Origin of the sequence: Brevundimonas mediterranea (assembly GCF_014196125.1) — a bacterium.
In the GTDB taxonomy this organism is placed as follows: Bacteria; Pseudomonadota; Alphaproteobacteria; order Caulobacterales; family Caulobacteraceae; genus Brevundimonas; species Brevundimonas mediterranea.
In genome coordinates, this window is sequence record NZ_JACIDA010000003.1 from 145930 (window position 1) to 169400 (window position 23471).

Below are 23471 nucleotides of genomic sequence, written 5' to 3' on the forward strand. Positions count from 1 at the left end.
GGAAAACCTTGGAAGTCTGATCGATCAACCCCTGAGGGAGATCGACGTTTCGTATCAGGACCGGCGCTTTAGCACAAAGTCCACGCTCGCCTTGAGGATTTCCGCCTCGTGTCCGAACGGCTCCAGGTGAGCCCTGGCCTGGTCAGACAGGTGCGCGACCCTCTGTCGCGCGGCGTCCAGACCCAGCAGGGTGACGAAATTGGTCTTGCCCAGGGCGGCGTCCTTGCCGCCGGCGGCCTTGCCCATTTCCTCGGGCGAACCTTCCGCATCCAGAAGATCATCGACGATCTGATAGGCCAGTCCGACGTCGTGGGCGAAACTGATCAAGGCGTGCTGATGCTGGGCCGAGGCGTCGGCGATGATCAGCGGAATCTCGAAGGCGTAGGCGAACAGGGCGCCCGTCTTCAGCCGCTGCATCCGGGCCACCCCGCCCAGATCGTCGCGCACGCCCAGCAGGTCGATCATCTGACCGCCCGCCATGCCCCGCGCACCGGACGCCAGCGACAGCCGCGCCGCCAGTTCGCAGCGCACGGCCGCGTCCTCATGGGTATCTTCGTGCAGAATGATGTCGAAGGCCGCCGTCTGGAGCGCGTCGCCGGCCAGGACCGCAGTCGCCTCGTCATAGGCGCGGTGGACCGTTGGGCGTCCACGCCGCATGTCGTCGTCGTCCATGCACGGCAGGTCGTCATGCACCAGGCTGTAGGCGTGAACGCATTCCAGGGCGCAGGCGGCGCGCAGCACGGACCGTTCGTCGATATTGAACAGGCGCGCGGCCTCAAGCGCGAAGAAGGGGCGCAGCCGTTTGCCGGGGCCCAGGGCCGCGTAACGCATGGCCTCGGTCAGGCGGGCTTCCGGTCCGTCGGCGCGCGGCAGAAGCTGGTCCAGCGCGACCGTGACCAGATCGGCGACCTCGGCCACCCGGTCGATCACGGCCTGTTCGGGCGAATTGGCGGCGAGCATAGGGGTCAAAACAGTCGCCCGCCCAGGGGCAGGTCGCGGTCCACCCCGACCAGCACCACCTCGCCGTCCGCATCGGGAAAGCCGAGTGTCAGCACCTCGGACTTCACCGGCCCGATCTGGCGCGGGGGAAAGTTGACGACGGCGGCGACCTTGCGGCCTTCCAGCTGTTCGATGGTGTAATGGCGGGTGATCTGGGCCGAGGACTTCTTGACGCCGATCTCGGGACCGAAATCGATCTGGAGCTTGAACGCCGGCTTGCGCGCCTCAGGAAACGGCTCGGCCTTGACGATCCGGCCGACGCGAATATCGACCTTCATGAAGTCGTCGAAGGCGATGGTCGGCGTCATTCGAACGACGCCGCCTCGACGCCCTTGGCCTGGCCGTCCGGTCCCACGACGATCTTCTCGACGCGCAGCTGGGCGGCCTTCAGCCGGGCCTCGCAGTGGGCTTTCAGTCGCGCGCCCTCTTCATACAGGGCGATAGATTCTTCCAGAGGAGCCTGGCCGGACTCCAGGCGCGAGACGATGGTCTCCAGGCGCTGCAGGGCGTCTTCGAAGCTGAGATCGGCGGGGATGGCGGCGGCGGTATCGGTCATGACGCGGACCCTAGAGGGGGGCGAAGCCTGCATCAACGGTGGATGCGGCTATCGCTTCTCGTATCGGCGCTGGGACCAGTATTTGAAGCCCTGATTATGCACCAGTTTCCAGCCGTCGGCCTTCAGACGGGCGCCGACCATGTGATTGAAATAGCCGTGGGCGAAGACCAGCACGTCCTGGCCGGTTTCGGCGCGGGCGATCAGTTTGCGCGCCGCCTGTTCGGCGCGGACCTCGGCCTGGGCGCGGGTTTCCTGGCCGCCGTGGTGATCAAAGGCGTGCCACCAGAAGCGCGACACCACGCCCCACCATTTCGGCGACAGCTTGATCCAGTCGGGGATCGGCGGCGGCGGCAGGGGCGCCTCGATGAACAGGACGTCCGACATCACCTCGCGTCCGGCGGCGACGGCGGCTGCGGTTTCCTGGGCGCGCTGACGGGTCGAGGCGTAGATGGCGCCCGCGCCCTGGGCCGTGGCGACCAGCTCGGGCGGCGGAGTCTGGCCGGCCAACAGGCCGCCGATCTCGTACTTCGCCCACCAGTCGCCGTACTGACGCGCGGTGATCAGGCATTTGCGCGACAGGGCGGGCTCGCCGTGGCGCGTCAGGGTGATGGCGCCCGGGCGCAGAGCCGTTACAGCGCCGGACTCAGTCGATCCTGCGGCCTGCGGCGCAGGCTGATCGGTCGAATCGAGGGACAGGGCGGGGGATGACATGGCGATCGGACGGCCCTTAAGTTTCAAGGCTTTAGACGTCCTATTCCTCCCCGAGCGCGGCGACGTGTGCGACCGCGGAGCGGCCTAGTCCTTCAAGGTCGTAACCGCCCTCGAGCGCGGATACAACCTTGCCTGAACAGGTCCGGCGCGCGACTTCCAGAACAGCGCGGGTCGCCCAGGCGAAATCCTCGGCCTCCAGCGACTGGTGCGCCAGCGGGTCGCGACGATGGGCGTCGAAACCGGCCGAGATCAGGATCAGGTCCGGCCGGAAAGATTCCAGCGCCGGCATCAGGCCGCCGGCGAAGGTCGCGCGCCACACCTCGCGCGCCACATGGGGCGCCACCGGCGCATTGACGATATTGCCGACGCCGACCTCATCCCCCGCGCCCGTGCCGGGGTACAGCGGCATCTGGTGGATGGAGGCCAGGAACAGGCTGTCGTCATGCTCGAACCCGGCCTGGGTGCCGTTGCCGTGGTGAACGTCGAAATCGACCACCGCCACCCGGGCCATGCCCTCGGACTGGGCGACCCGCGCCGCGACCGCCACGGAGGAGAACAGGCAGAAGCCCATGGCGCGATCCGGCTCAGCATGGTGGCCGGGCGGGCGGACGGCGGCGAAGGCGCGGTTCATCTCGCCCCGCGCCACAGCCCGCACCGCGTCGATCGCCGCCCCCGCCGCCAACCGCGCCGCCGGGACGCTGCCGGGGGACAGCACGGTGTCGGCGTCGAGCGGGTTCAGCCCCTGCGCCGGCGAGGCGTCCAGCAGGCGCGCGACATAGGCGGCCGGATGCACCCGCTCCAGGTCGGTGACTTCCGCCAGGGTCGCCGCGCGCCGATCCCCGGCCAGACCCGCATCGTCCAAAGCGTCCAGCACGGCCTTGAGGCGCGCGGGGCTTTCGGGATGACCGACACCCGGCGCATGGGCCAGCATCGACGGATGGGTGAACAGGGGCACGGACATTTCAGTCACGATACGCCGCCGCCTCCGCCTTGTCGCCGGTGACGCGCGCCTCGCCCCATTGTAGAGCCGGATCATGACCGAGACCCTGATCCGCCCTGCCCGCCTCGAAGACGCCGAAGCCCTGGGCGCCCTCGGTCGCCAGACCTTCATCGACACCTTCGTGACCGGCTTCGGCATTCCCTATCCCGAAGACGACCTGAACGCCTTCCTCGACGCCAGTTTCGATCCCGAGCCGACGCTGAAGAAGCTGGCGGAGCCCGGCTGCGCCTGGTGGGTGGCCGAGCGGGACGGCGAGTTGCTGGCCTTCGCCAACGCCGGTCCCAACGGCCTGCCCCATCCCGAGGCGCGCCGGGAGCATATGGAGCTGCGGCGTCTGTATGTGTCCAAGGCCGCGCAGGGCCTGGGCCTGGGCACGCGCCTGCTGACCCTGTCGCTGGACTGGATGGAGGCCAACACCAACTGCCCGCTGTGGATCGGCGTCTGGAGCGGCAACGAAAAGGCCCAGCGCCTGTACGCCGCCTATGGGTTCGAGAAGGCGGGCGACTACGAATACCCGGTCGGCGCCTGGCGCGACCACGAGTTCATCTTGCGGCGCGGCTGATCCGGGTTCACATCCTTTCCATGCTCCTGCCCTTCTTCACCGCCCTGCGCGACGCCAAGGTTCCGGTGTCGATGAAGGAATGGCTCCATCTGATGGAGGCCATGGATCGCGACCTGGCCGGGCGCGAGATCGAGGCCTTCTATCACCTGTCGCGTGCGGTGCTGGTCAAGGACGAGAAACACTATGACCGGTTCGACCAGGTGTTCGGGACCGTGTTCAAGGGCGTGGAGTCGGTCGGCGCGGGCGAGGACCTGACGACCGACATCCCCGAGGACTGGCTGCGGCTGCTGACCGAAAAATACCTGACCGACGAGGAGAAGGCGCAGATCGAGGCGCTGGGCGGCTTCGACAAGCTGATGGAGACGCTGAAACAGCGGCTGGAAGAGCAGAAGGAACGTCATTCCGGCGGGTCGAAATGGATCGGCACGGGCGGGACCAGCCCCTTCGGCCACGGCGGTTATAATCCTGAAGGCATCCGCATCGGCGGGCCCGGCAAGCATGGCCGGGCGGTCAAGGTGTGGGAGAAGCGCGAGTTCCGGAACCTGGACGACACGGTCGAACTGGGCACGCGCAACATCAAGGTGGCGCTTCGTCGCCTGCGCCGGTTCGCGCGTGAGGGGGCGGCTGAGGAACTGGACATCGACGGCACCATCGACGGCACGGCCCGCCAGGGCTGGTTGGACATCCAGATGCGGCCGGAGCGCCGCAACACGATCAAGGTCCTGCTGTTCCTCGACATCGGCGGCTCGATGGACGGGCATATCAAGCTGGTGGAGGAACTGTTCTCGGCCGCGAAGACCGAGTTCAAGAACCTGGAGTTCTTCTACTTCCACAACTGCCTGTACGAAGGCGTCTGGAAGGACAACCGGCGGCGGCACACCGAACGGATCGCGACCTGGGACCTGCTGAACAAATATCCCGGCGACTGGCGGGCCATCTTCGTCGGCGACGCGACCATGTCGCCCTATGAGATCACCATGCCCGGCGGTTCGGTCGAGCATTGGAACGAGGAGGCGGGCGCGGTCTGGATGAAACGCGCCCGGCAGCAGTGGGAGAAGTCGATCTGGCTGAACCCGGTGCAGGAACGATACTGGAGCTACACCGCCTCGGTCGGCCTGCTGCGCGAGGTCATGGACGACCGGATGTTCCCCCTGACGCTAGAAGGCCTCGACAAGGCGATGCGCGCCCTGACAAGGTAGATTTCGCGTTTGAAGCGAACGCGCCCATTACGAAGGGCCTGACCGATGATCGCCGCCGCCTTCGCCCTGCTCTTGCTGCAACAGACCGCCCCCTCCGTCGTGTGGGAAGCGCCCGCCGCCGAACCTGGGACGGAAACGCCGATCGCGGCGCCTTCACATACGGTGCCGGAATGGGGCCTGGCGGATCCCTTCGGCTATGAGCGCGCGCGCTGCAGCCCCCAACTGCGCGGCGCCAGGACGCTGGAGGACTGTCAGGCCGAGGTGCGTGGACAACTCGCCTTGGCTCTGGACGAGGATTTGCCGGATGCGCTGCGACCCGTCGGCATGGCGGGCGATTGCCAGATGACGCAGGCGACGGAGCGCGGATCGCCCTATGGCCTGCAATGCGGGCCGCAGTCGCGGACGCCCGCTGCGTCGTCCACCCCACAGGAATTGGATTGTCGCCCCCGTCCCGTCGAAGGCGGTTTCAGTTCCGAGTGCAGGCCGGTCGATGAGGCCGAAAGCAAGGGTCTGTCGCTACGTCTTTGGGGCGGCAAGGACGACTGAAAAAGGGACGCCCAAACCGAAACGCCGCCCGCTTTCGCGGACGGCGTTCGGGCGTTTACAGATCGGGGGAAGGCTTACTTGTCGTCTTTCAAGCTGTCCTTGACGCCGCCGACGGCGTTCTGGACCTTGCCTTCGACCTGATCGGCCTTGCCTTCGGCTTGCAGCTTGGAATCGCCCGTCACCTTGCCGGCGGCTTCCTTGATCTTGCCGCCCATATTCTTGGCGGAGCCTTCGATACGGTCATGATCGGCCATGCTAATTCTCCTGTTCGAGCGACGTCGTCATGACGTCGCGACTTGCAGAAGAAACGGGAAAGCCGCCGGGCTTGTTCCGTAAGGCTCAGCTTGCGCGACGCAGCCAGACCGCCACAGCCCAGGCGTGGGCGTCATGTCGCAGGCGCGAAAGGGCGACGGTCGGATCCAGCCAGACCAGGGTGTGATCGTCCTCGCATTTGGCGTCAGGATTTTCGCCGGTGACCAAGCCGGTCCAGAAACCGCCGATGTTGCACAGCGGCTCGCCATTGCTTTTCAGGTGATACTGGCCCGCCTCGGCGATGCGGTTCAGCGGCTTGACGTCCAGGCCGGTCTCCTCGACGAATTCTCGCACCAGGGCCTGAACCTCGGTCTCCTCCCCGTCCACGGCCCCGCCGGGCAGATCGAAATAGGGTCCGGTTGTCCGCTCGACCCGCACACAGGCGATCAGACCGTCGCGTTCGACGACGCCGAACGCCGTCGCCCGATGGCGGTAGTCGATTGCTGGATTGCGAACGCCGAACTGAAGCATGATTGTGCCGACCCTAGAGGTCGAAGGCCAGCCTGGCGCGCACGCCCTTGTGGGCGGCGTCGAACTCGACGGCCGAACGCAGGCCCGAGGCCATGGCCGAGATGATCTTGCCGCCCAGGCCCGTGCCCTTGGGCGCGCCGTCGCCCAGGCCCGGCCCGTCGTCCTCGACCGTCAATATGGCGCGATGTTCGCCCTCGGGCTGCAGCTTGATGCGGATTTCGCCGCCCTGGCCCGGCAGATAGGCGTATTTCACGGCGTTGGTGACCAGTTCAGCCACGACGACGCCCAGGGACACGGCCTGATCCGTCGTCACCCACATCGGCGCGGCGTCCACGACCAGGCGCGGCGAGCCTTCGCCCGGACCGACGGACTTGGACAGTTCGTGCATCAGGCCTTCGAGATATTCATCCATGGCCACCCGGCTCATGTCGCCCGAGGTGTAGAGACGGCGATGGACGTGGGCCACGGCCTCGATCCGCGCCTGGCATTCCCGCAAGGCCTCGCGCGCCCCCTCGTCGGTGATCTGGCGCATCTGCAGGGACATGAAGCTGGACACCAGTTGCAGCGAATTGCCGACCCGATGATTGACCTCGCGCAACATGGCCTCGGCACGGTCACGGGCCAGACGGACTTCCTCCTGCGCGATCTCGTTCTCACGCTGCAGCCGGCGACGCAGCACGGCGTCTTCGAGGGCCGACCGCAACAGGGAGGTGAAGTCTTCCGACACGTCCTTGATGACATAATCCGCAGCGCCCGCACGCAGGGCGGCCACAGCGATCCGGCCCTCCTGGGCGCCGGTCACGTAAACGACCGGAGGCGGCGCGTTCAGGGTCAGGATGTCCGGCAGAACATCCAGCCCGTCGCGGCTGGGCATATAGTGGTCCAGGGCGCAGACGTCGTATTCATGGGCCGCAAGCAGCGCCAGCCCGGCGTCGCCATCGGGCGCGCAGGTGACGGCGAAGCCGTGGCGGCTCAACTCCTTCTCGACCAGCCGCGACAGGCCGCGGTCATCGTCGATATAGAGCAGTCGAATGGCGCCGGAGATTGCGGTCACTCGATCTCCGGCGCCTGCATCACCGACAGGAACAGACCCAGTTGGCGGATCGCGCCGGCGAAGGATTCATAATCGACCGGCTTGGTGATGTAGACGTTGCAGCCCAGATCGTAGCAACGCTGGATCTCGACCTTGTCGTCCGTGGTCGTCAGAACCACGACGGGCGCGCGCTTTAGTCGGTCGTCGGATTTCACCTTTTCCAGAATGTCGGTGCCCGACATATCCGGCAGGTTCAGGTCCAGCAGGATCAGCAGTGGGCCGTTGGCCAGGATTTCCGCACTGAACAGATAGTCGAGCGCCGCGCCGCCCTCATCGAAATGCTTGATCTCGTTGCTGATATTCGCACGGCGAATATTCTTCTCGATCAGTTTGGCATGACCGTGGTCGTCTTCGACCATGATGATTTTGACGGGTTGCGTCACAGCACGCCTCCGGGTTCCGACAGGATCAGTCGTTTGGGGAATTTCAGAAGGAAAGTCGAGCCCTTGCCAAGCTCGGACTCGATATCGATGACCCCGCCGATCCGTCGCACGCTGTTGCGCACGAAGGCCAGGCCCAGTCCCTCCCCGGCGCGGTCCTGCTTGCCCGAACGGCGGAACAGTTCGAAGATTCGTTCATGGTCCCTGGGCGCGACGCCGCGTCCATTGTCGGCGACCCGATAGACGATCCAGCCGCCGGGGACCTCTTCGCCCGAGACGACGATCTCGCCCGGCCGGCCAGCGTCCAGATATTTGACGGCGTTGTCGATCAGATTGCCCAGGATCTGTTCCATAGACAGACGGTCGCTCTCGATCGGCGGCAGGCTTTCGACGACGATCCTTGCGCCCGAGGCCTCGGTCTGATGGTGGACGCTGTCGGCGATGTTCTGGGCCATGGCCGTCATGTCCAGCCGCTCTGGCGTCAAGTTGCGTCGGCCCTCGCGCGACAGTTTCAGGATGGCGTTGATCAGCCGGTCCATCTTTTCCGTGGAGGCCCGAATGAAGCCGAGGGCCTCCGGCATGTCCTCGCGCACGGCCGTAACGACGTCGGCGCTGACAGGGCGTTCGGCCTCCGCCTCGCGGATCGCCGCATCAATCACCTTGCCGGCCTGCTCCAGTTCGGAGGTGTAACCCATGACATTGACCAGGGGCGCGCGCAGATCGTGGCTGACGATATAGGCGAACCGCTGGATCTCGTCGTTGGCGCGGGTCAGGGCGGCGGTGCGGTCGCGGACCGTGTCCTCCAGGCCGGCGTTCACCGCATCCAGTTCCTCGCGCGCCCTCTGGATCTCGCCGACGTAGCGACGCACCATCCAGGCCGACAGCAGGGCCAGAATCAGCACCAGAAGGCCGGTCAGGGCGTTCATCAACACCGTGACGAAGGCGGATCGCTCGGAGGCATGGGTGCGGTCGGCGATGCGGGCGGACTTGAGGGCGTCGAAGTCGTCGATGGCCACGCGCAGCTCGTCCATGTAGCGTTTGCCTTCGCCGGAGCGCACGGACTGGATCGCCTGCCCTATGCGACCCGCGCGCGCCAAGGCCAGCGTGCCCTCCATCTCTCGCATTTTGGCGTCCGCCAGGCCTCGTATGCGCGCCACCGGCTCCTGCAGGACGGGGTCGCCGACCACGCCTTGCTCCAGGAAGCTCAGGGCCGGCTCTCGCTGCGCCCTTGCGGCCTCGAAGGGCTGCAGAAAGTCGCTCCGTCCGGTCAGCAGAAAGCCGCGCTGCGCCGTCTCGGCGTCCAGCATGGAGATCAGGACGGTGCGCGACGCCCGCCGCATCTGCTGCGCGTGTTCGATCGTGTCGTTCACCGTCGCGGTGCGCCGGATCATGACGAAGGTCGAGATATTCACCGTAAGCAGCAGGACGAAGGCCAGGATCAGCAAACCCGAGACGGATCGCACAAGCGACGGCGTCCGCAGGAAGGTGCTGAAACGCGACCAGTTCTGGCTTTGTCGAGGTGTCATGCCACGGAGCATTAGCGGCGCCGAGGCGTGCGTCAAACGCCTGTTGCACGAAACCTGCGGGCTTTTCGCGGCTTGTGGTTAATATGGCCTGGCATGACCTTGCTGGGGCGGGGCTTAATCGGGGACGGGCCGATGATCGGGTGGTGGTGGATTTTGCCGACGGCGGTGGCGCTGATCGGGCTGGTTCTGTTGATCCGGGGCTTGCGGGCCCTGTTCGGCGGCAAGCCTCTGAGCGGGGGCCTGGGTGCAGTCTTCGGCGGGGCCATTCTCTGGGCCGCCTGTTTGGCCGCCCTGTTCGGCATGAATATTCAGACCTACGCCCGCCTGACCTACGAGCGTCCGGTCGCCACCCTGACGCTGCGCCAGATCGGGCCGCAGTACTACGAGATCAACCTGGTCCAGCCCCCGCGCGAGGGCCAGGCCGCCGCTGCGGGCGCCCTCTATGCGGTTCACGGCGACGACTGGCGGATCGAGGCCCAGGTCCTGAAGTGGAAGCCTTGGGCCAATGTTCTGGGGCTGGATGCGCAATACCGGCTGGACCGGCTGTCAGGCCGGTATCGGGCCATCGAACAGGAGTTGCACGGCGAACGCAGCGCCTATGACCTGGCGGCGGCCGAGACCAACGCCCGCAACGGCGCCGTCCCCTTCAAGGTCGAGGCCTGGAACGCCATCCGCCGCTACCGGCGCTATGTCGATGCTGCGGACACCCTGTACGGCTCGGCCGCCTATATGCCGATGGCCGACGGCGCCCGTTACGAGGTCTGGATCACCCAGTCGGGCCTGGTCGCCCGCCCAGTCAACGACGTCGCGCGCAATGCTTCCGCCGGCGGCTGGACCGTCGCGAACTAGGCCGAGACCCTAAACCTGCCCCAAGGTGCGCAGCTTGGCGCGGGGATGGATTTCGTTCTGGCTCATCACCACGGTCTGCCCCCGGAAACGCTCGATGATCGAGCGGACATAGGGGCGGGTCTGGGGTCCGGTCAGCAGGACGGGGTTTTCGCCCGACATGGCGATCCGTTCGAAGGTCTCGCGCACGGAGCGGATGAAGTCCTGAAGCCGTGACGGCGCCATGGCCAGTTGCTTGTCCTCGCCGCCGCCGACCAGGCTCTCGGCGAAGGCGCTTTCCCACTCAGGCGACAGGGTGACGATGGGCAGGGCGCCGTCGCCGCCCTGGTGCTGCCAGCACAGCTGGCGAGCCAGGCGGGCGCGGACGTGTTCGACCAGGGTGGTGACGCTCGTGCTGTGGGGCGCCGCCTCGGCCAGGCCCTCCAGGATCGCCGGCAGGTCGCGGATCGAGACCTTTTCGCGCAGCAGCGCCTGCAGCACCCGCTGCAGGGTGGTGACGGTGACGACGCTGGGGATCAGTTCCTCGACCAGCTTCTTCTCCTCGACCCCCAGTTCCTTCAGCAGCTTCTGCACCTCGCTGTAGGACAGCAGGTCGGCCATGTTCTCCTTCAGGATCTCCGTCAGGTGGGTCGTCAGCACCGTCGAGGGATCGACCAGGGTGTAGCCGTGGAAGGTGGCTTCCTCGCGCAGGTTCTCGTTGATCCAGGTGGCCGGCAAGCCGAAGGCGGGTTCGCGCATGTGCTCGCCCGGCAGCTCCACCTGGCGGCCGGCGGGATCCATCGCCATCAGATGGCCCAGACGCACCTCGCCCGCCCCGGCGTCCATCTCCTTGATGCGGATGGCGTAGCCCTGGGTCGGCAGGCGCATATTGTCGAGGATGCGCACCTGGGGGATGACGAAGCCATATTCCTGGGCCAACGACCGGCGCAGGGCCTTGATCTGGTCGGTCAGGCGACGCCCCTCCAGATCATTGATCAGGCTGAGCAACGAATAGCCCAGCTCGATCTTCACCTCGTCGATGGTCAGAATGCTGGAGATGGGCTCTTCGACCTCCTCCTTGGGCTTGGCCGCAGCAGCGACCTCGGCCTCCGTCGGTTGCGGCTTCAGCCGGCTGCGTCCCAGTTTCCAGGCCATGAAGCCCGAACCGATCGCCAAGGCGGCGAAGGGGATCAGCGGCATGCCGGGGATCAGGCCGATCAGGCCGGCGGCGCCGGACACAACGCCCAGCGACACCGGGTTGGTCGCCAGCTGGGTCACCATGGCCTTGTCCGCCGTGCCCTCGACGCCTGCCTTGGACACCAGGAAGCCCGCGGCGATCGAGATGATGATGGCCGGCACCTGCGTCACCAGACCGTCGCCGATGGTCAGCTGCACATAGGTGTTGGCAGCCTCCATCGCCGGCATGCCATGCTGCAAGGTCCCGATCAGGATGCCGCCGATGGCGTTGATGAAGGTGATGATCAGACCGGCCACGGCGTCGCCGCGCACGAACTTGGACGCGCCGTCCATGGCGCCGAAGAAGGTCGATTCCTGCTCCAGTTCCTTGCGGCGCAGCTTGGCCTGATCCTCGGTGATCAGGCCCGACGACAGATCGGCGTCGATGGCCATCTGCTTGCCCGGCATGGAGTCCAGGGTGAAGCGGGCCGAGACCTCGGCGATCCGGGTCGAACCCTTGGTGATGACGACGAAGTTCACCACCAGGATGATGGCGAAGATGATCACCCCGATGATGAAGTTGCCGCCCATCATCAGCTGGCCGAAGGCGTTGATGACCTGACCCGCCGCGTCGTGGCCTTCCTGGCCGTGGGTCAGGATCAGGCGCGTCGAGGCCAGGTTCAGGCCCAGGCGGAACAGGGTCGAGACCAGCAGGACCGTCGGGAAGATGGCGAAGTCCAACGGCCGCTTCATCATCACGGCCGTCATCAGGATCAGCACGCTGGACACCAGCGAAATCGCCAGCAGCAGGTCCAGAAGCATCTTCGGGACCGGCAGGATCAGCAGCATGATCACGCCGATCACGCCGACGGCCATCAGCACTTCGCCGCGGTTTACCCAGCCCAGAACGTCGCGCCCGGTGGGGCGCGCCATGCCGTCTTTCATCATCATGGGCGTATCAGTCACGGCCCAGCGCCTTCAGGGCGCGGCGGGTCGCCTCGGCGATCACGGCGTCGCGCTGATCGTCGGTCGCCTCGGTCGCGCCGGTGAAATAGGCGGCGATGATGACCGGCGAACCGCTCAACGGCGTCAGCATGGCGATGTCATTGGCCGTGCCGTTGGCGCCGGTCCCGGTCTTGTGGGCCACGGTCCAGCCTTCGGGCGCGGCGGCCTTGATCCGGTTCGGACCGGTCGGGGAGGCCGTCAGCCAGCCGTGAAGCATGGCGTCGTTCTCCGGCGTCAGCCGCTCGCTGAACGCCATCTCGCGGATATTGGCCAGCGTCTGCTCGGGCAGGCAGGTGTCGCGCGGATCGTTGGGCAGGGCGGTGTTCAGATCCGGCTCCAGTCGCGAGATGACGGTGGTGGTGTCGCCGAAGGTCGGCCACCACGAACGCCATACGGCGATTCCGCCCATTTCGCGGATCAGGATGTTGGCCGCCGGATTGTCGCTGACCTCCACCGCCGCCTGCATCAGTTCGCGGATCGTCAGCGTGCGGCCGACGGCCTTTTCGGTCACCGGCGCATGGGGGATCATATCGGCGCGGGTGATGGCGACGGCGCGATCCAGGCTCTCCTCGTCGCGCTGCACCCGCTCCAGGGTGGCGGCGGCCAGAAAGGCCTTGAACGTCGAGCAGAAGGCGAACCGCTCCTGGCCGCGCCACAGCACGCGCCTGCCGCTGCCGACGTCCAGGGCCGCGACGCCGAGCCGGCCGCCGTGACGCGCCTCAAGATCGTTCAGGAAGAAGTCCGGCGCCTTTTCGGCCGGGATTTCGTCCTGTGTGCGCGGGGTGCAGGCGGCAAGGCCCAGCGCACCGGCGCCGGCGATCAGCTTCCGTCTGTCCACACCGCGCCCCATGCTCAGGCTGCGTAGCCCGAGGCGGAGACGCCCGACTGGGGCGCCGGGATGGTCGTGCCCTCGTCGGCGTATTCGTTCAGCTTGTTGCGCAGGGTGCGGATCGAGATGCCCAGGATGTTGGCCGCATGGGTCCGGTTGCCCAGGCAGTGGGTCAGGGTGTCCAGGATCAGGGTCTTCTCCATCGCCGCCACCGTCTGACCGACGAAGCTGCGCGTCACCGCATCGGCCGCCTGGGCCGCCCGCGCCGCGACGCCGCCGCCGTAGGGGTTTTCCTGACCCGTCGAGGCCGCGCCCATCATGCCCGAAGCCGGGGTCAGGGGCTGACCGTCCGGCAGGCGGATGGCGTCGACGTCGATCTCCGGCCCGGTCGCCAGCAGCACCGCCCGGTGCATGGCGTTTTCCAGCTCACGGACGTTGCCGGGCCAGCGGTGGGCGCTGATGGCTTGGCGTGCGCGCGCCGAGATCGGCCGAACCGGCACGCCGTTGGCGGCGGCGTATTTCTTGATGAAATGTTCGGCCAGAACCCCGATGTCGCCCGGCCGCTCGCGCAGGGCCGGCAGGCGCAGATTGACGACGTTCAGCCGGTACAGCAGGTCTTCGCGGAACGTGCCTTCCGACACGGCGCGGGCCAGGTCGCGGTTGGACGTGGCGATGATGCGGATATTGACCGACACCGGCTTGGAGCCGCCGACGCGGTCGATGACCCGTTCCTGGATCGCGCGCAGCAGCTTGGCCTGAAGCCGGGCGTCCATCTCCGAGATTTCGTCCAGCAGCAGGGTGCCGCCGTCGGCCTCTTCGAACTTGCCGATCCGGCGCGCGACGGCGCCGGTGAAGGCGCCCTTCTCGTGCCCGAACAGTTCGGATTCCAGCAGGTTATCGGGAATGGCGGCGCAGTTGACGCTGATGAAGGGGCGTTCCGACCGGCGCGAATTGTCGTGCATGTAGCGCGCCATCACCTCCTTGCCGACGCCGCTTTCGCCGGTGATCAGGATCGAGGCTTCCGAGCGCGCCACCTGGTCGGCCAGCTGCAGCACCGCCTTCATCGACGGATCGGCCGAGATCATCGGCTTCTCGTCGTCCGCGACAGCGGCCAGGACGGCGGCGATCAGTTCCGCGTCGGGCGGCAGGGGAATGAATTCCTTGGCCCCCGCCTTGATCGCCGCCGCGGCCTCGCGCGCATCGGCGTCAACGCCGAAGGCCACCACCGGCACCGTGATCCGTTCGGCCTCGTTCGCGGCGATCAGGGCGGCGATGTCGAGCTGGTAATCGACCATCAGCAGGTCGGCGCCCTGCCCTCGTCGCAGTTGCTCCGTCGCCTGATCCGCGCGCTCCACGTGGCTGACCTTGGCGCCGTGCGCCATGGCCATCTTTACCGCCGAAGCGAGCTGTCCGCTCAGTCTGCCTACCACCAGAAGACGCATTGTTCTTCTCCTCTAAACTTTCATCCGGGTCGCTGTCGTTCCGCCGCGCAGAGCCTGCGCGGCGTCGCCTCAGCTCCCCGAGTCCTCGGTCTTGATGATTTCCGTCATGGTCACGCCCAGCCGGTCGTCGACGACGACGACCTCGCCGCGCGCGATCAGACGGTTGTTGACGAAGATGTCGATGGCCTCGCCGACCTTGCGGTCCAGCTCCAGCACCGACCCCTTGTTCAGCTTCAGCAACTGGGCCACCGACATGTGCGACTTGCCCAGCACGGCCGAGATGTTCACCGGCACCTCGAAGACCGTGGCCAGGTCGGCGGCGGTCTTGTCGCCATGATCATCGACCATGGCCAGGGCGGTGGAGTCCGGGAATTCCTCGAGCGAAAGATCGTCGGAGGCCATCAGAAATCACTCCGGTCAGCATTGATAGGGGGTTCGGCATGCCCGGCCTCGGCGGCCAGGGCGGCGGTCAGGGCTTCGGCCACGCGTGTGGCCGAGCCTTCCGGATCATGGTCGGCGCGACCATCGGCCCATTCCAGCTGGAAGGCCGCAAAACCCATGCCCGGCTCGTCCCGGAAGGCGACGACGCCAGTGAAACCGCTGTCGGCGCAGGCCCGCTCGATCTGGGCGCGGCCCTCGTCGTCCAGACCGGCTGCACGCACGACCAGACGCGGCGAAGCGTCGATCTCCTGGGCCAGCGCCTCAAGGGCGGCGCGCAAGGGGGCCTGGGGGAAACGCTCCAGCGCCGCGCCGCCGATGGCCCGGGCGGCGGCCAGGGCCAGGTCGGCCGACTGTTCGCGATGCGTCTGGGCCACGTTCCTCAGCGAGGGCAAGGCCGCCGCCACGCCCTGAGCGATATTGGTCAGAGCCATGGCCCGGATGTTCTCGATCTCGTTCAGCGCCTGCTGGCGCGCCTCGAGCTGCGCATGGGCGACCAGGGCGTCCACCTCGGCCGGCAGATAGCTGCGCTTGGTCGGCTTCCAGGTGCTTTCGCGCACCACCGAACCGTCGGCGTCGAACTCGGTATCGAAGGCGAAGGGAGTGCTCATGTCAGTAGATCAACTCGTCGTCGGTGCCCTGGCCGGCCAGCATGATCTCGCCGCGGGCGGCCAGATCCTTGGCCACCTGCACCATGGCCATCTGAGCGGTGTCGACGTCCTTCAGCCGGACCGGCCCCATGGATTCCATGTCCTCGCGCATGATCTTGGAGGCGCGTTCGGACATGTTGGAGAAGAACATCTCGCGAAGCGGCTCCGACGCGCCCTTCAGGGCCAGGCCCAGGGAGTCCTTGTCCACAGCCCGCAGCAGAGTCTGGACGCCGCCGGGGTCCAGCTTGGACAGATCCTCGAACACGAACATCAGGGCGCGGATCCGTTCGGCGGATTCGCGGCTGCGCTCTTCCAGGGCGCCGATGAAGCGCGCCTCGGTCTGGCGATCGAAACTGTTGAAGATGTCGGCCATCATCTCGTGGCTGTCGCGCTTGGAGGTGCGCGCCAGGTTCGACATGAATTCGGTTCGCAGGGTCGCCTCGATCTTGTCCAGGATCTCGCGCTGGACCGGCTCCATGCGCAGCATCCGCTGCACGCATTCCAGGGCGAAATCTTCCGGCAGTGCGGTCAGCACGCGGGCGGCGTGGTCCGAACGCACCTTGGACAGGATGACGGCGACGGTCTGCGGGTATTCGTTCTTCAGATAGTTGGCGAGAACCGCCTCGTTCACATTGCCCAGCTTGTCCCACATGGTCCGGCCGGCCGGACCCCGGATCTCCTCCATCAGGCCATCGACGCGGTCCTTGGGCAGGAAGGCGGCCAGCAGCCTCTGGGTCTGTTCGTAACTGCCCATGACCGAGCCCGAGCCGGCCAGGCCCGAGACGAATTCGATCATCAGGGCCTCGACCGCCTCGGCGGTGACATTGCCCAGGGTGGCCATGGCCTGGGAGATCTCCTTGACTTCCTCGTCGTCCAGCCGTTCCCACAGGGCTGTGTGCTCCTCGCCCAGAGCCAGCAGGATGACGGCCGCCTTTTCAGGCCCCGTCAGCTTGTTGGGATCGTCGATCGACAGCTTCTTGGTCACGAGCTTGGCCATCAGCCTTCGGCCACCCAGTTGCGCAGGATCCCGGCGGCCTCATCCGGGTGCGCCTGGACGAAATCCGCGACCTTCTTGACCGAGGACGCCTTCACCTGACCCTCGATACGGGCGATGTCGATTTTCTGATCCATCTCGTTCGGGGCCGGCAGTTGCACCAACTGCGGCTGACCGTCGGCGCCGATGACGGTCGTCGTCACCGTGGCCACGGGCAGACCGGCGGGGGTTGCGGCCAGACCCCCAGGCGCCCCGCCGCCCGCCGTCTTCAGAAGCGGACGCAGCACGAAGAAGATCAGCAGCAGCGCCACGACGGCCAGGATGCCCAGTTCGATCAGCCGCATGACGTCGGTGCGCGAGAAGTCCAGCAGCGAGGACTTGCCTTCCAGGCCGCCGGCGATGCCGGTGTCGTGGTTGAAGCGGACGTTGATCACCTCGATCTTGTCGCCCCGCGCCTCGTCGATGCCGGCGGCGGCGGCCACCAGAGACTTGATCTGGGCGATTTCCTGGGCGCTGCGCGGCGCATAGGTCGCTTCGCCCTTGCCGTCGGCGGCAGGCGTCCACTTGCCGTCGACCGCCACGGCGACCGCCAGTTTCTTGACCTCGCCCGGCTCCTTGGTCGTGGTCGTGGTGGTGTTCGAGATTTCGTAGTTGGTGGTCTCGGCGTTTTCAGCGCTGGTCGCGCCGGCGGGGGAGGTGGCGGGCGGCGCGCCGCCGGGGATGTTGTTGGCGGCGGTGACGCCGCCGTTGGCGTCGCCCGTCGTATCCGACGATTGCGAGCCGTTGGCCGTGGTCGAGCGCACCACTTGGCCGTCCGGATCGAACTTCTGCTCCTGGGTAGTCGAGCGGCTCTGATCGATATCGGCCGTGACCTGAACCCGCGCAGCGCCGATGCCGACGACACCCTCGACGATATCCTTGATCCGCGCCTGCAACTGGGCCTCGGTATTGCCCTTGGTTTCGGCGGCCGAGGCGGACGAGAAGGTTCCGTCATCGGACCCGGCCGCCAGGGTGCGGTTGTTCTGATCGGCGACGGTGACGCGGTCAGGCTTCAGGTTCGGCACGGACGAGGCCACCAGGTTGCGGATCGCCCGCACCTGGTCCGGCGTCAGATCCCGACCGCCCAGCCCGACCAGAACGGCCGCTGTGGGATCTCCGGCCGCAGCGGTGAACATCTCGCGACGCGGCATGGTGATGTGGACGCGAGCGGCGGTGATGCCGCGCATGGACATGATGGTGCGTGACAGCTCGCCCTGAAGGGCGCGCTGCTCGTTCAACTGCTGCTGGAATTCGGTCTGACCCAGCACCGACTGGTTGTCGAAGATTTCGTAACCGACGGATCCCGAAGTCACGAGACCCTTTTCCGCAATCAGCATCCGCGCAGTGCCGACGTCGTCGCGGTTCACCATCACGGTCGAGCCGTCGCCCTTGGAGGTGTATTTGATGCCGGCCTGTTGCAGGGCCGAGGTGATCTCCCCGGCCTCACGCAGATCCAAGTTGGAATACAGCAGGGCGTCCGGGGCCTGGCCCATGCGCAGCATGACGGCCACCAGCACGGCGGTCACGCCTGCGGCGACGCCGAGGACCGCAGCCAGACGACCGATCCCGAACTTCTGCAACGCCGCCGTAAAGCCGCCCACGCGTTCCCGCCCCAAACTCGCGGGAGACACTGACGCCCCGCTAGGCAGAAAATGCCGCCTGGATGGTAAACGTCACGTTAAGAGACGTTTACGGGGTCACCGCCAGCTCGCCGCTCGGCCATCGGGAGCGGCCGGCTTCTCCAGCTCCGGCAGCACCGCGGGCGCGCCCGACGGCAACGCCGCGTCGGGATTTTTCAGCCAGGCGGCGACGTCCCGGTAAACGATCTCGGCGTCCAGATCGCGGTTCAGCAGATGCCAGCCGTTCGGATACCAGGCCGTCTTCAGGGCGCCGCCGTCAGCCTGCGCCCGCTCCAGGGCCAGACGCATCGGCCCCCGCTTCACGATCTCGTCGTGCGCGCCATACATCAACACGGCGGCGCCCCGGATGCGGCCCAGGCTGCGCGACGCCGTCTCCATCAGATCGACCAGGCCATAGACGGTGTCGAACCGGGTCGCGAGAATGCTCATCGGATCACGCCCGTTGCGGATCAGCTCCAGCGTATTGCTGGAGGCGTGGATGTCGCGGGTGATGAACTCGGGCGGCTCCAGCGCCACATCGCCGAGCGCGCGCGCCGCGATGTTCAGGGCCACGCTGTTCAGCGGCCCCTGGGTCGACCACCCCCAGACCCCCGGCGCCAGCAGCACCAGCCGGTCGGCGTCCGGCGGATTGTCTGAACCGAAGGCGGCCGCCGCCACCGATCCGCCCATGCTCTCGCCCACCACGGCGATGACGGCGTTCGGATAGCGGGCGCGGGCCAGGGCCGTGACCTCGCGCAGGTCGTCGGTCATCCGCGCCTGCCCAGCCCAGACGCCCCGCCCCGGCGCCGCGCCGAAGCCCCGCTGGTCATAGGACCAGGTCTCGATCCCCTGTTCGGCCCACCAGGGCCCCGCCAGGCGGAAGCTGGCGTCGTGGTCGTTCATCCCGTGCAAGGCCACGATCACCGCCCAGGGCGCCTGACCGGCCGGCCCCCAGCGCAGATAGGGCAGCCGCGCCCCGTCCGACATGACCAGGGCGCGATCCTCGACGTGGGCGCCGACGAAACCCGGCGGCGGCGTCATGGGCGGCTGGACATGGGGCGTGGCGCAGGCAGCCGTCACCAAAGTCAAAGCGAGCGCGGCGACGGGGAACACGGGTTTCATGCGCACAGCCTTGCGGGGGACGTTAAGATCGAACACACCCGATCTCGCAGATAGGGAACCACCTCGGCCTCGAACCAGGGGTTCTTCCGCAGCCAGGCCGTATTGCGCCACGACGGATGCGGCAGCACCAGCAGGTCCGGCGCATAGTCCCGCCAGGCTCGCACCGTCTCGGTCATGTTCCGCTTCGCCCGGTCACCCAGCGCCCAGGCCTGGGCGTAGCCGCCGACCAGCAGGGTCAGCTCCATCTGCGGCAGCGCCTCCAGCAACGACGGCCGCCACAGGTCGGCGCACCGGCTCGGCGGGGGATAGTCGCCGCCTTTCGGCGCCGTGCCCGGATAGCAGAAGGCCTGGGCCGCCACCCCGATGCGACGGTCGGCGTAGAAGGTGTCGTAATCCACCCCCATCCAGTCGCGCAGCCGGTCGCCCGACGGATCGGTGAACGGCAGGCCGCTTTCATGCACCCGCCGCCCCGGCGCCTGGCCGCAGATCAGCAGCCGCGTCTCGGGAAATACCCGCACCACCGGGCGCGGCGTATGCGGCAGCATGCCCGCACAGGCGCGGCAGGCGCGGATGTCGCTCAGGACTGCGTCGAGATCAGTCGTCATCATCCTCGACGACCGGCGGACGGCGGCTCAGCGCCAGGGCCGTCTCTTCCTCGGTCGGCTGGCGCAGACGCGTCACCCCTCGGAAATTGTCCGGATCGACCGGCTTGCCCTTCTTGGTGATGGTCAGCTTGCCCTGGCGCATCAGGCTCAGGGCGAGGGCGCGCACCTTGGGCAGCATGCGCTGCCACTGCTCCGGCTGTAGCTCTTTGGCCACTTCCGCCGGCTCGATGCTCTTGCCGGGCTCCAGCCCGGCGATTTTGTTCAGGATTGCGGTTTCGATCGGATCGCTCATTGCGCCTATATGCTGCACAGCGAGACCAGAAGTAAGGCCGAGTCGTCATGCCGAAGAAAATCACCGTCACCGAGGGCGAATTCGCCGGCTGGCAGACCTATGACCTCCACGACACCTTCGACGTGGTGGTGGGCCCCTTCTACGGCCGACTGGACCCGGACGGCCACATGCGCTGCGCCTTCCGCGCCGAACAGAAACACATGAACGCCGGCGGGCGGATGCATGGCGGATGTCTGATGACCTTCGCCGACATCGCCATGTTCCAGATCGCCTATCAGGAGATGGAGGGCGCCTCGGGCGTCACGGTCCAGCTGGACTCCACCTTCATCGACGGCGCCTATGTCGGCGAACTGATCGAGGCGACCGGCCAGGTCACCAAGGCGGGCAAGAGCCTGATCTTCGTGCGCGGCCAGATCAACACGGGGGAGCGGCTGCTGATGACCTTCTCGGGCGTCATCCGCAAGTTCACGCCGCGCGGTTGAGCCGCACCATCAGGGCCATCAGCAGGGCGAATCCGGCGGCGGGCCAGAGGGCCGCCAGTCCCAGACGGCCGAAGGTCAGGGCGCCCAGCACCGCCCCGAAGCTCAGCCCTGCCCACAGGGTCAGATAGGCTTTGTAGGCGTATCGGTCCCCGCCCTTTACTGCGCCTGCCAAGGCCTGCCCCAGCTTGACCAGGGTTCCGGTCATATAGGTCAGGCTGACCCCGACCTCCCCGTTTCTCAGGAAGACCGAATTCTCGGCGCCCATGGCCATGACCATCAGGCCGACGGCGGCAGGCGTCAGCCCCGCGCCCGCCGCGGCGGCGGCCAACGTCAGCAGCAAGGCCTCAAACATCAGCACCCGACTACGCGAGCGTGCGTCCTCGCCGCCCGCGACCAGGGCGCCGGCGAAGGATCCCAGAACGAACAGGCCGAGTATGGCGGCCAGATGCGCCGCCGCCGGCCACTGTCCCTCGGCCACGCTGGCGGCGAACCGGGTAGAGTTTCCGCTCATGAAGGAGACGAAGACGCCGCCCAGATGCAGAAAGCCCAGACTGTCCACATAGCCCGCCAACCCCGCCAGCAGCAGGGCCAGCCAACGATCCGACGGCGTCAGCAACCGCAAGGCCGTTCAGACCCCGGCCTTGGCCGCCGGTCGGTCTCGGCAGGCGTCGAACCAGCGGTGCAGGTTCTCGAACTCTGCCGGGGGGCGATAGCGAACCATCCGCGCGAAATCCAGGCCGACCACCGCGACGATGTCGGCGATGGTGAACCGGTCCAGGGCGATGAACTCCCGCTCGGCCAGATGCCGGTCCAGGGTCTTCATGAACCGCTCTGCCGACAGCCGGTTGTAGTCGGCCACCTGCGGAATCTGCACCGCCTCCAGCGCCGCCAGGGCCGGATGCGAGTGGCGCACGTTCAGCATGATCGGGTTGGACAGATAGAATTCGCACCGGCGGGTCCACATCTCGACCACCGCCTGTTCGCGCGCATCGCGACCGAACAGATTGGGTTCCGGATACAGGGCCTCCAGGTAGCGGCCGATGGCCACGGATTCCGAAATGGTCGTGCCGTCGTCCAGCTCCAGCGCTGGCAGGTGGGGCACCCCGACCTTGTCGCGATATTCCGGCTTCTTGTGATCACCGGTCAGGATGTCGACCTCGACCAGTTCGACGTCCTCGACGCCCTTCTCGGCCATGACCCAGCGGACCCGGCGCGGATTGGGCGCGCGGTGCGAGGTGTAGAGCTTCATCGGACGCCTCCGTTCTTTTGAAAAACCTACTGCCCGAACACCGCCGCTGGCAAGGCGCCGACGACGGCCGCGCTCATCAGGGTGGCCATGAAGCCGGCGAACAGGGCCTTCCAGATCAGGCTCAGCACTTCATGGCGGCGTTCGGGCATCAGCACCGACAGGCCGGTCACGGTGATGCCGACCGAGCCGATATTGGCGAAGCCGCACAGGGCGTAGGTCATCAGCATCCGCGTCCGCTCCGTCATGGCCTCGGCCGGGATCTTGCCCAGGTCGATGAAGGCCACGAATTCGGTCAGGGTCAGTTTGACGCCCAGCAGCCAGCCGCCCAGAGCCGCCTCGCGCGCCTCAATCCCGATCAGCCAGGCGAACGGGGTGAACAGGACGCCCAGGATCCGCTCGACCGTCAGGGGCTCGCCGAAGACGATGAACCCGCCCAGCATGATGTTGACCAGGGCCACCAGGGCCACGAAGACGATCAGCACCGCCGAGATGTTCAGCACCACCATCAGGCCGTCCGAGGTGCCCTTTGAGATGGCGTCGATGGCGCTGTCGTACTTCAGGGCCGAGTCATAGCTGATCGACTGGATGGCCTCCTTGTCCGGTTCGGGCACGATGATCCGCGCCAGCAGCACCCCGGCCGGGGCGGAGACGATGGAGGCGACCAGAACGTGGCCGGCGGCGTTGGGCAGGGTCTGGGACAGGATGCTGGCGTAGGCGACCATGGTCGAGCCGGCGACCGTCGCCAGACCCACCGTCATCATCAGGAAGATTTCGGACCGGCTCAGCTTGTCTAGATAGGCCTTGATGACGATGGGGCTCTCGATCGTGCCCAGAAAGATGTTGGCCGCCACCGCCAGGGCCGAGGCGCCGCCCAGGCCCATGGTGCGCTGGAACAGCAGGCCGAAGCCGCGGATCAACCACTTCAGGATCTTCCAGTGCCACAACAGGGCCGACAGCGCCGAGATCACCATGATCAGCGGCAGGACGTTGAAGGCGAAGGTGAACAGAGCCCCCTCGTTCTGGACGGCATAGGGCTGATCCCCGCCGGCCAGATAGCCGAACACGAACCGCGTCCCCTGGGCCGTCGCAACCGCCAGCCCGTCGATAGCGCCCGTCACCGCCGCCAGCACTGTGCGCGACCCCGGAATCCCGAACAACGCCAGCACCAGCCCCGCCTGAACCGCCACGGCGCCCAGGGCCAGCTTCCAGGGAAAGACCCGCCGGTTCTCCGAAATCGCCCAGCACAGGGCGATGATGACGACCAGGCCCAACAGGCTCTGGAGGTTCAGAAGGCTGAACATGAAAGACGGATCCCTGACCGGCCCGCGCCGGCTTCATCCGCTTCAAGG

Annotated in this window: 28 protein-coding genes; 5 read left to right on the forward strand and 23 right to left on the reverse strand. The window is 66.9% G+C overall.

The window, feature by feature from the left end:
* Positions 1–54: 54 nt before the first annotated feature.
* Genes GGR11_RS14380 through GGR11_RS14400 form a run of 5 tightly spaced genes read right to left on the reverse strand, consistent with a single transcriptional unit; the run spans position 55 to position 3227 of the window.
* On the reverse strand, positions 55–960 hold the full coding sequence (locus tag GGR11_RS14380) for a polyprenyl synthetase family protein (protein ID WP_183198095.1): 906 nt from the start codon (positions 958–960) through the stop codon (positions 55–57).
* A 5-nt stretch (positions 961–965) separates the two neighbouring features.
* Entirely contained in the window at positions 966–1307 is a 342-nt protein-coding gene (locus GGR11_RS14385) for a tRNA-binding protein (protein ID WP_183198097.1), read from the reverse strand.
* The gene (locus tag GGR11_RS14390) at positions 1304–1555 is read right to left on the reverse strand and encodes an exodeoxyribonuclease VII small subunit (RefSeq protein ID WP_035305608.1); all 252 of its coding nucleotides are present in this window, start codon (positions 1553–1555) and stop codon (positions 1304–1306) included. Before GGR11_RS14390 ends, GGR11_RS14385 begins: the two co-directional genes overlap by 4 nt.
* 48 nt (positions 1556–1603) lie before the next feature.
* Entirely contained in the window at positions 1604–2266 is a 663-nt protein-coding gene (locus tag GGR11_RS14395; protein WP_183198487.1) for a histidine phosphatase family protein, read from the reverse strand.
* A gap of 40 nt (positions 2267–2306) precedes the next feature.
* Positions 2307–3227 carry a histone deacetylase family protein gene (locus GGR11_RS14400; RefSeq protein ID WP_183198489.1) on the reverse strand — a complete coding sequence of 307 codons (921 nt, stop codon included), beginning with the start codon at positions 3225–3227 and terminating at the stop codon, positions 2307–2309.
* 73 nt (positions 3228–3300) lie between these two features.
* Between GGR11_RS14400 and GGR11_RS14405 the strand changes: the two genes are divergently transcribed.
* Genes GGR11_RS14405 through GGR11_RS14415 form a run of 3 tightly spaced genes read left to right on the forward strand, consistent with a single transcriptional unit; the run spans position 3301 to position 5573 of the window.
* Positions 3301–3828 (forward strand): GNAT family N-acetyltransferase, encoded by a 528-nt coding sequence (locus GGR11_RS14405; RefSeq protein ID WP_183198098.1) that lies wholly within the window; start codon positions 3301–3303, stop codon positions 3826–3828.
* Positions 3829–3848: 20 nt separating this feature from the next.
* On the forward strand, positions 3849–5027 hold the full coding sequence (locus GGR11_RS14410; RefSeq protein WP_183198100.1) for a vWA domain-containing protein: 1179 nt from the start codon (positions 3849–3851) through the stop codon (positions 5025–5027).
* Between the two features lie 45 nt (positions 5028–5072).
* Positions 5073–5573: a hypothetical protein gene (locus GGR11_RS14415; RefSeq protein WP_183198102.1), complete on the forward strand. Its 501-nt coding sequence runs from the start codon at positions 5073–5075 to the stop codon at positions 5571–5573.
* A 74-nt stretch (positions 5574–5647) separates the two neighbouring features.
* Here the strand turns inward: GGR11_RS14415 and GGR11_RS14420 are convergent, their stop codons facing one another.
* From GGR11_RS14420 to GGR11_RS14440, 5 genes are all read right to left on the reverse strand, one after another.
* Positions 5648–5827, reverse strand: coding sequence for a CsbD family protein (locus tag GGR11_RS14420; RefSeq protein ID WP_183198103.1), 180 nt, complete (start codon positions 5825–5827; stop codon positions 5648–5650).
* An 85-nt stretch (positions 5828–5912) separates the two neighbouring features.
* A complete protein-coding gene (locus GGR11_RS14425) occupies positions 5913–6356 on the reverse strand; it encodes an NUDIX domain-containing protein (protein ID WP_183198105.1) in 444 nt (147 codons plus the stop codon).
* Positions 6357–6369: 13 nt separating this feature from the next.
* On the reverse strand, positions 6370–7410 hold the full coding sequence (locus tag GGR11_RS14430; RefSeq protein ID WP_183198106.1) for a histidine kinase dimerization/phosphoacceptor domain -containing protein: 1041 nt from the start codon (positions 7408–7410) through the stop codon (positions 6370–6372).
* Entirely contained in the window at positions 7407–7832 is a 426-nt protein-coding gene (locus GGR11_RS14435; protein WP_231492442.1) for a response regulator, read from the reverse strand. Before GGR11_RS14435 ends, GGR11_RS14430 begins: the two co-directional genes overlap by 4 nt.
* Positions 7829–9355 carry a sensor histidine kinase gene (locus GGR11_RS14440; RefSeq protein WP_183198108.1) on the reverse strand — a complete coding sequence of 509 codons (1527 nt, stop codon included), beginning with the start codon at positions 9353–9355 and terminating at the stop codon, positions 7829–7831. The genes GGR11_RS14435 and GGR11_RS14440 overlap by 4 nt, the downstream gene beginning before the upstream one ends.
* 93 nt (positions 9356–9448) lie before the next feature.
* Between GGR11_RS14440 and GGR11_RS14445 the strand changes: the two genes are divergently transcribed.
* Positions 9449–10204: a hypothetical protein gene (locus GGR11_RS14445; RefSeq protein ID WP_246331915.1), complete on the forward strand. Its 756-nt coding sequence runs from the start codon at positions 9449–9451 to the stop codon at positions 10202–10204.
* A gap of 9 nt (positions 10205–10213) precedes the next feature.
* Here the strand turns inward: GGR11_RS14445 and flhA are convergent, their stop codons facing one another.
* The 10 genes from flhA to GGR11_RS14495 form a co-directional block, all read right to left on the reverse strand.
* Positions 10214–12307, reverse strand: coding sequence for a flagellar biosynthesis protein FlhA (gene flhA / locus GGR11_RS14450; protein WP_183198492.1), 2094 nt, complete (start codon positions 12305–12307; stop codon positions 10214–10216).
* A gap of 7 nt (positions 12308–12314) precedes the next feature.
* Positions 12315–13199 carry a class A beta-lactamase gene (gene bla, locus GGR11_RS14455; RefSeq protein WP_183198110.1) on the reverse strand — a complete coding sequence of 295 codons (885 nt, stop codon included), beginning with the start codon at positions 13197–13199 and terminating at the stop codon, positions 12315–12317.
* Positions 13200–13213: 14 nt separating this feature from the next.
* Positions 13214–14632, reverse strand: coding sequence for a sigma-54-dependent transcriptional regulator FlbD (gene flbD / locus GGR11_RS14460; protein ID WP_035305627.1), 1419 nt, complete (start codon positions 14630–14632; stop codon positions 13214–13216).
* A 69-nt stretch (positions 14633–14701) separates the two neighbouring features.
* Positions 14702–15034: a flagellar motor switch protein FliN gene (fliN, locus tag GGR11_RS14465; protein ID WP_183198112.1), complete on the reverse strand. Its 333-nt coding sequence runs from the start codon at positions 15032–15034 to the stop codon at positions 14702–14704.
* Positions 15034–15681 carry a FliH/SctL family protein gene (locus GGR11_RS14470; protein ID WP_183198114.1) on the reverse strand — a complete coding sequence of 216 codons (648 nt, stop codon included), beginning with the start codon at positions 15679–15681 and terminating at the stop codon, positions 15034–15036. Before GGR11_RS14470 ends, fliN begins: the two co-directional genes overlap by 1 nt.
* Before the next feature lies 1 nt (position 15682).
* Positions 15683–16717, reverse strand: a complete 1035-nt coding sequence (gene fliG / locus GGR11_RS14475; protein ID WP_008262778.1) for a flagellar motor switch protein FliG — start codon at positions 16715–16717, stop codon at positions 15683–15685.
* Positions 16717–18354 (reverse strand): flagellar basal-body MS-ring/collar protein FliF, encoded by a 1638-nt coding sequence (fliF, locus tag GGR11_RS14480; protein ID WP_183198494.1) that lies wholly within the window; start codon positions 18352–18354, stop codon positions 16717–16719. The genes fliG and fliF overlap by 1 nt, the downstream gene beginning before the upstream one ends.
* 96 nt (positions 18355–18450) lie before the next feature.
* Positions 18451–19494, reverse strand: a complete 1044-nt coding sequence (locus tag GGR11_RS14485; RefSeq protein WP_183198116.1) for an alpha/beta fold hydrolase — start codon at positions 19492–19494, stop codon at positions 18451–18453.
* Entirely contained in the window at positions 19491–20099 is a 609-nt protein-coding gene (locus GGR11_RS14490; protein ID WP_183198118.1) for a uracil-DNA glycosylase family protein, read from the reverse strand. The genes GGR11_RS14485 and GGR11_RS14490 overlap by 4 nt, the downstream gene beginning before the upstream one ends.
* Complete coding sequence (locus GGR11_RS14495; RefSeq protein ID WP_035305639.1) at positions 20089–20391, reverse strand: DUF3253 domain-containing protein; 303 nt, start codon at positions 20389–20391, stop codon at positions 20089–20091. Before GGR11_RS14495 ends, GGR11_RS14490 begins: the two co-directional genes overlap by 11 nt.
* A gap of 47 nt (positions 20392–20438) precedes the next feature.
* On the opposite strand from GGR11_RS14495, the gene GGR11_RS14500 reads away from it, so the two are divergent.
* The gene (locus GGR11_RS14500) at positions 20439–20873 is read left to right on the forward strand and encodes a PaaI family thioesterase (protein WP_183198120.1); all 435 of its coding nucleotides are present in this window, start codon (positions 20439–20441) and stop codon (positions 20871–20873) included.
* Here GGR11_RS14500 and GGR11_RS14505 read toward each other — a convergent pair.
* Genes GGR11_RS14505 through GGR11_RS14515 form a run of 3 tightly spaced genes read right to left on the reverse strand, consistent with a single transcriptional unit; the run spans position 20857 to position 23423 of the window.
* Positions 20857–21495 carry a DUF1275 family protein gene (locus GGR11_RS14505; protein WP_183198122.1) on the reverse strand — a complete coding sequence of 213 codons (639 nt, stop codon included), beginning with the start codon at positions 21493–21495 and terminating at the stop codon, positions 20857–20859. The genes GGR11_RS14500 and GGR11_RS14505 overlap by 17 nt on opposite strands.
* 6 nt (positions 21496–21501) lie before the next feature.
* Complete coding sequence (locus GGR11_RS14510) at positions 21502–22122, reverse strand: glutathione S-transferase family protein (RefSeq protein WP_183198123.1); 621 nt, start codon at positions 22120–22122, stop codon at positions 21502–21504.
* A 26-nt stretch (positions 22123–22148) separates the two neighbouring features.
* Positions 22149–23423, reverse strand: coding sequence for a NupC/NupG family nucleoside CNT transporter (locus tag GGR11_RS14515; protein WP_183198125.1), 1275 nt, complete (start codon positions 23421–23423; stop codon positions 22149–22151).
* Positions 23424–23471: the final 48 nt, after the last annotated feature.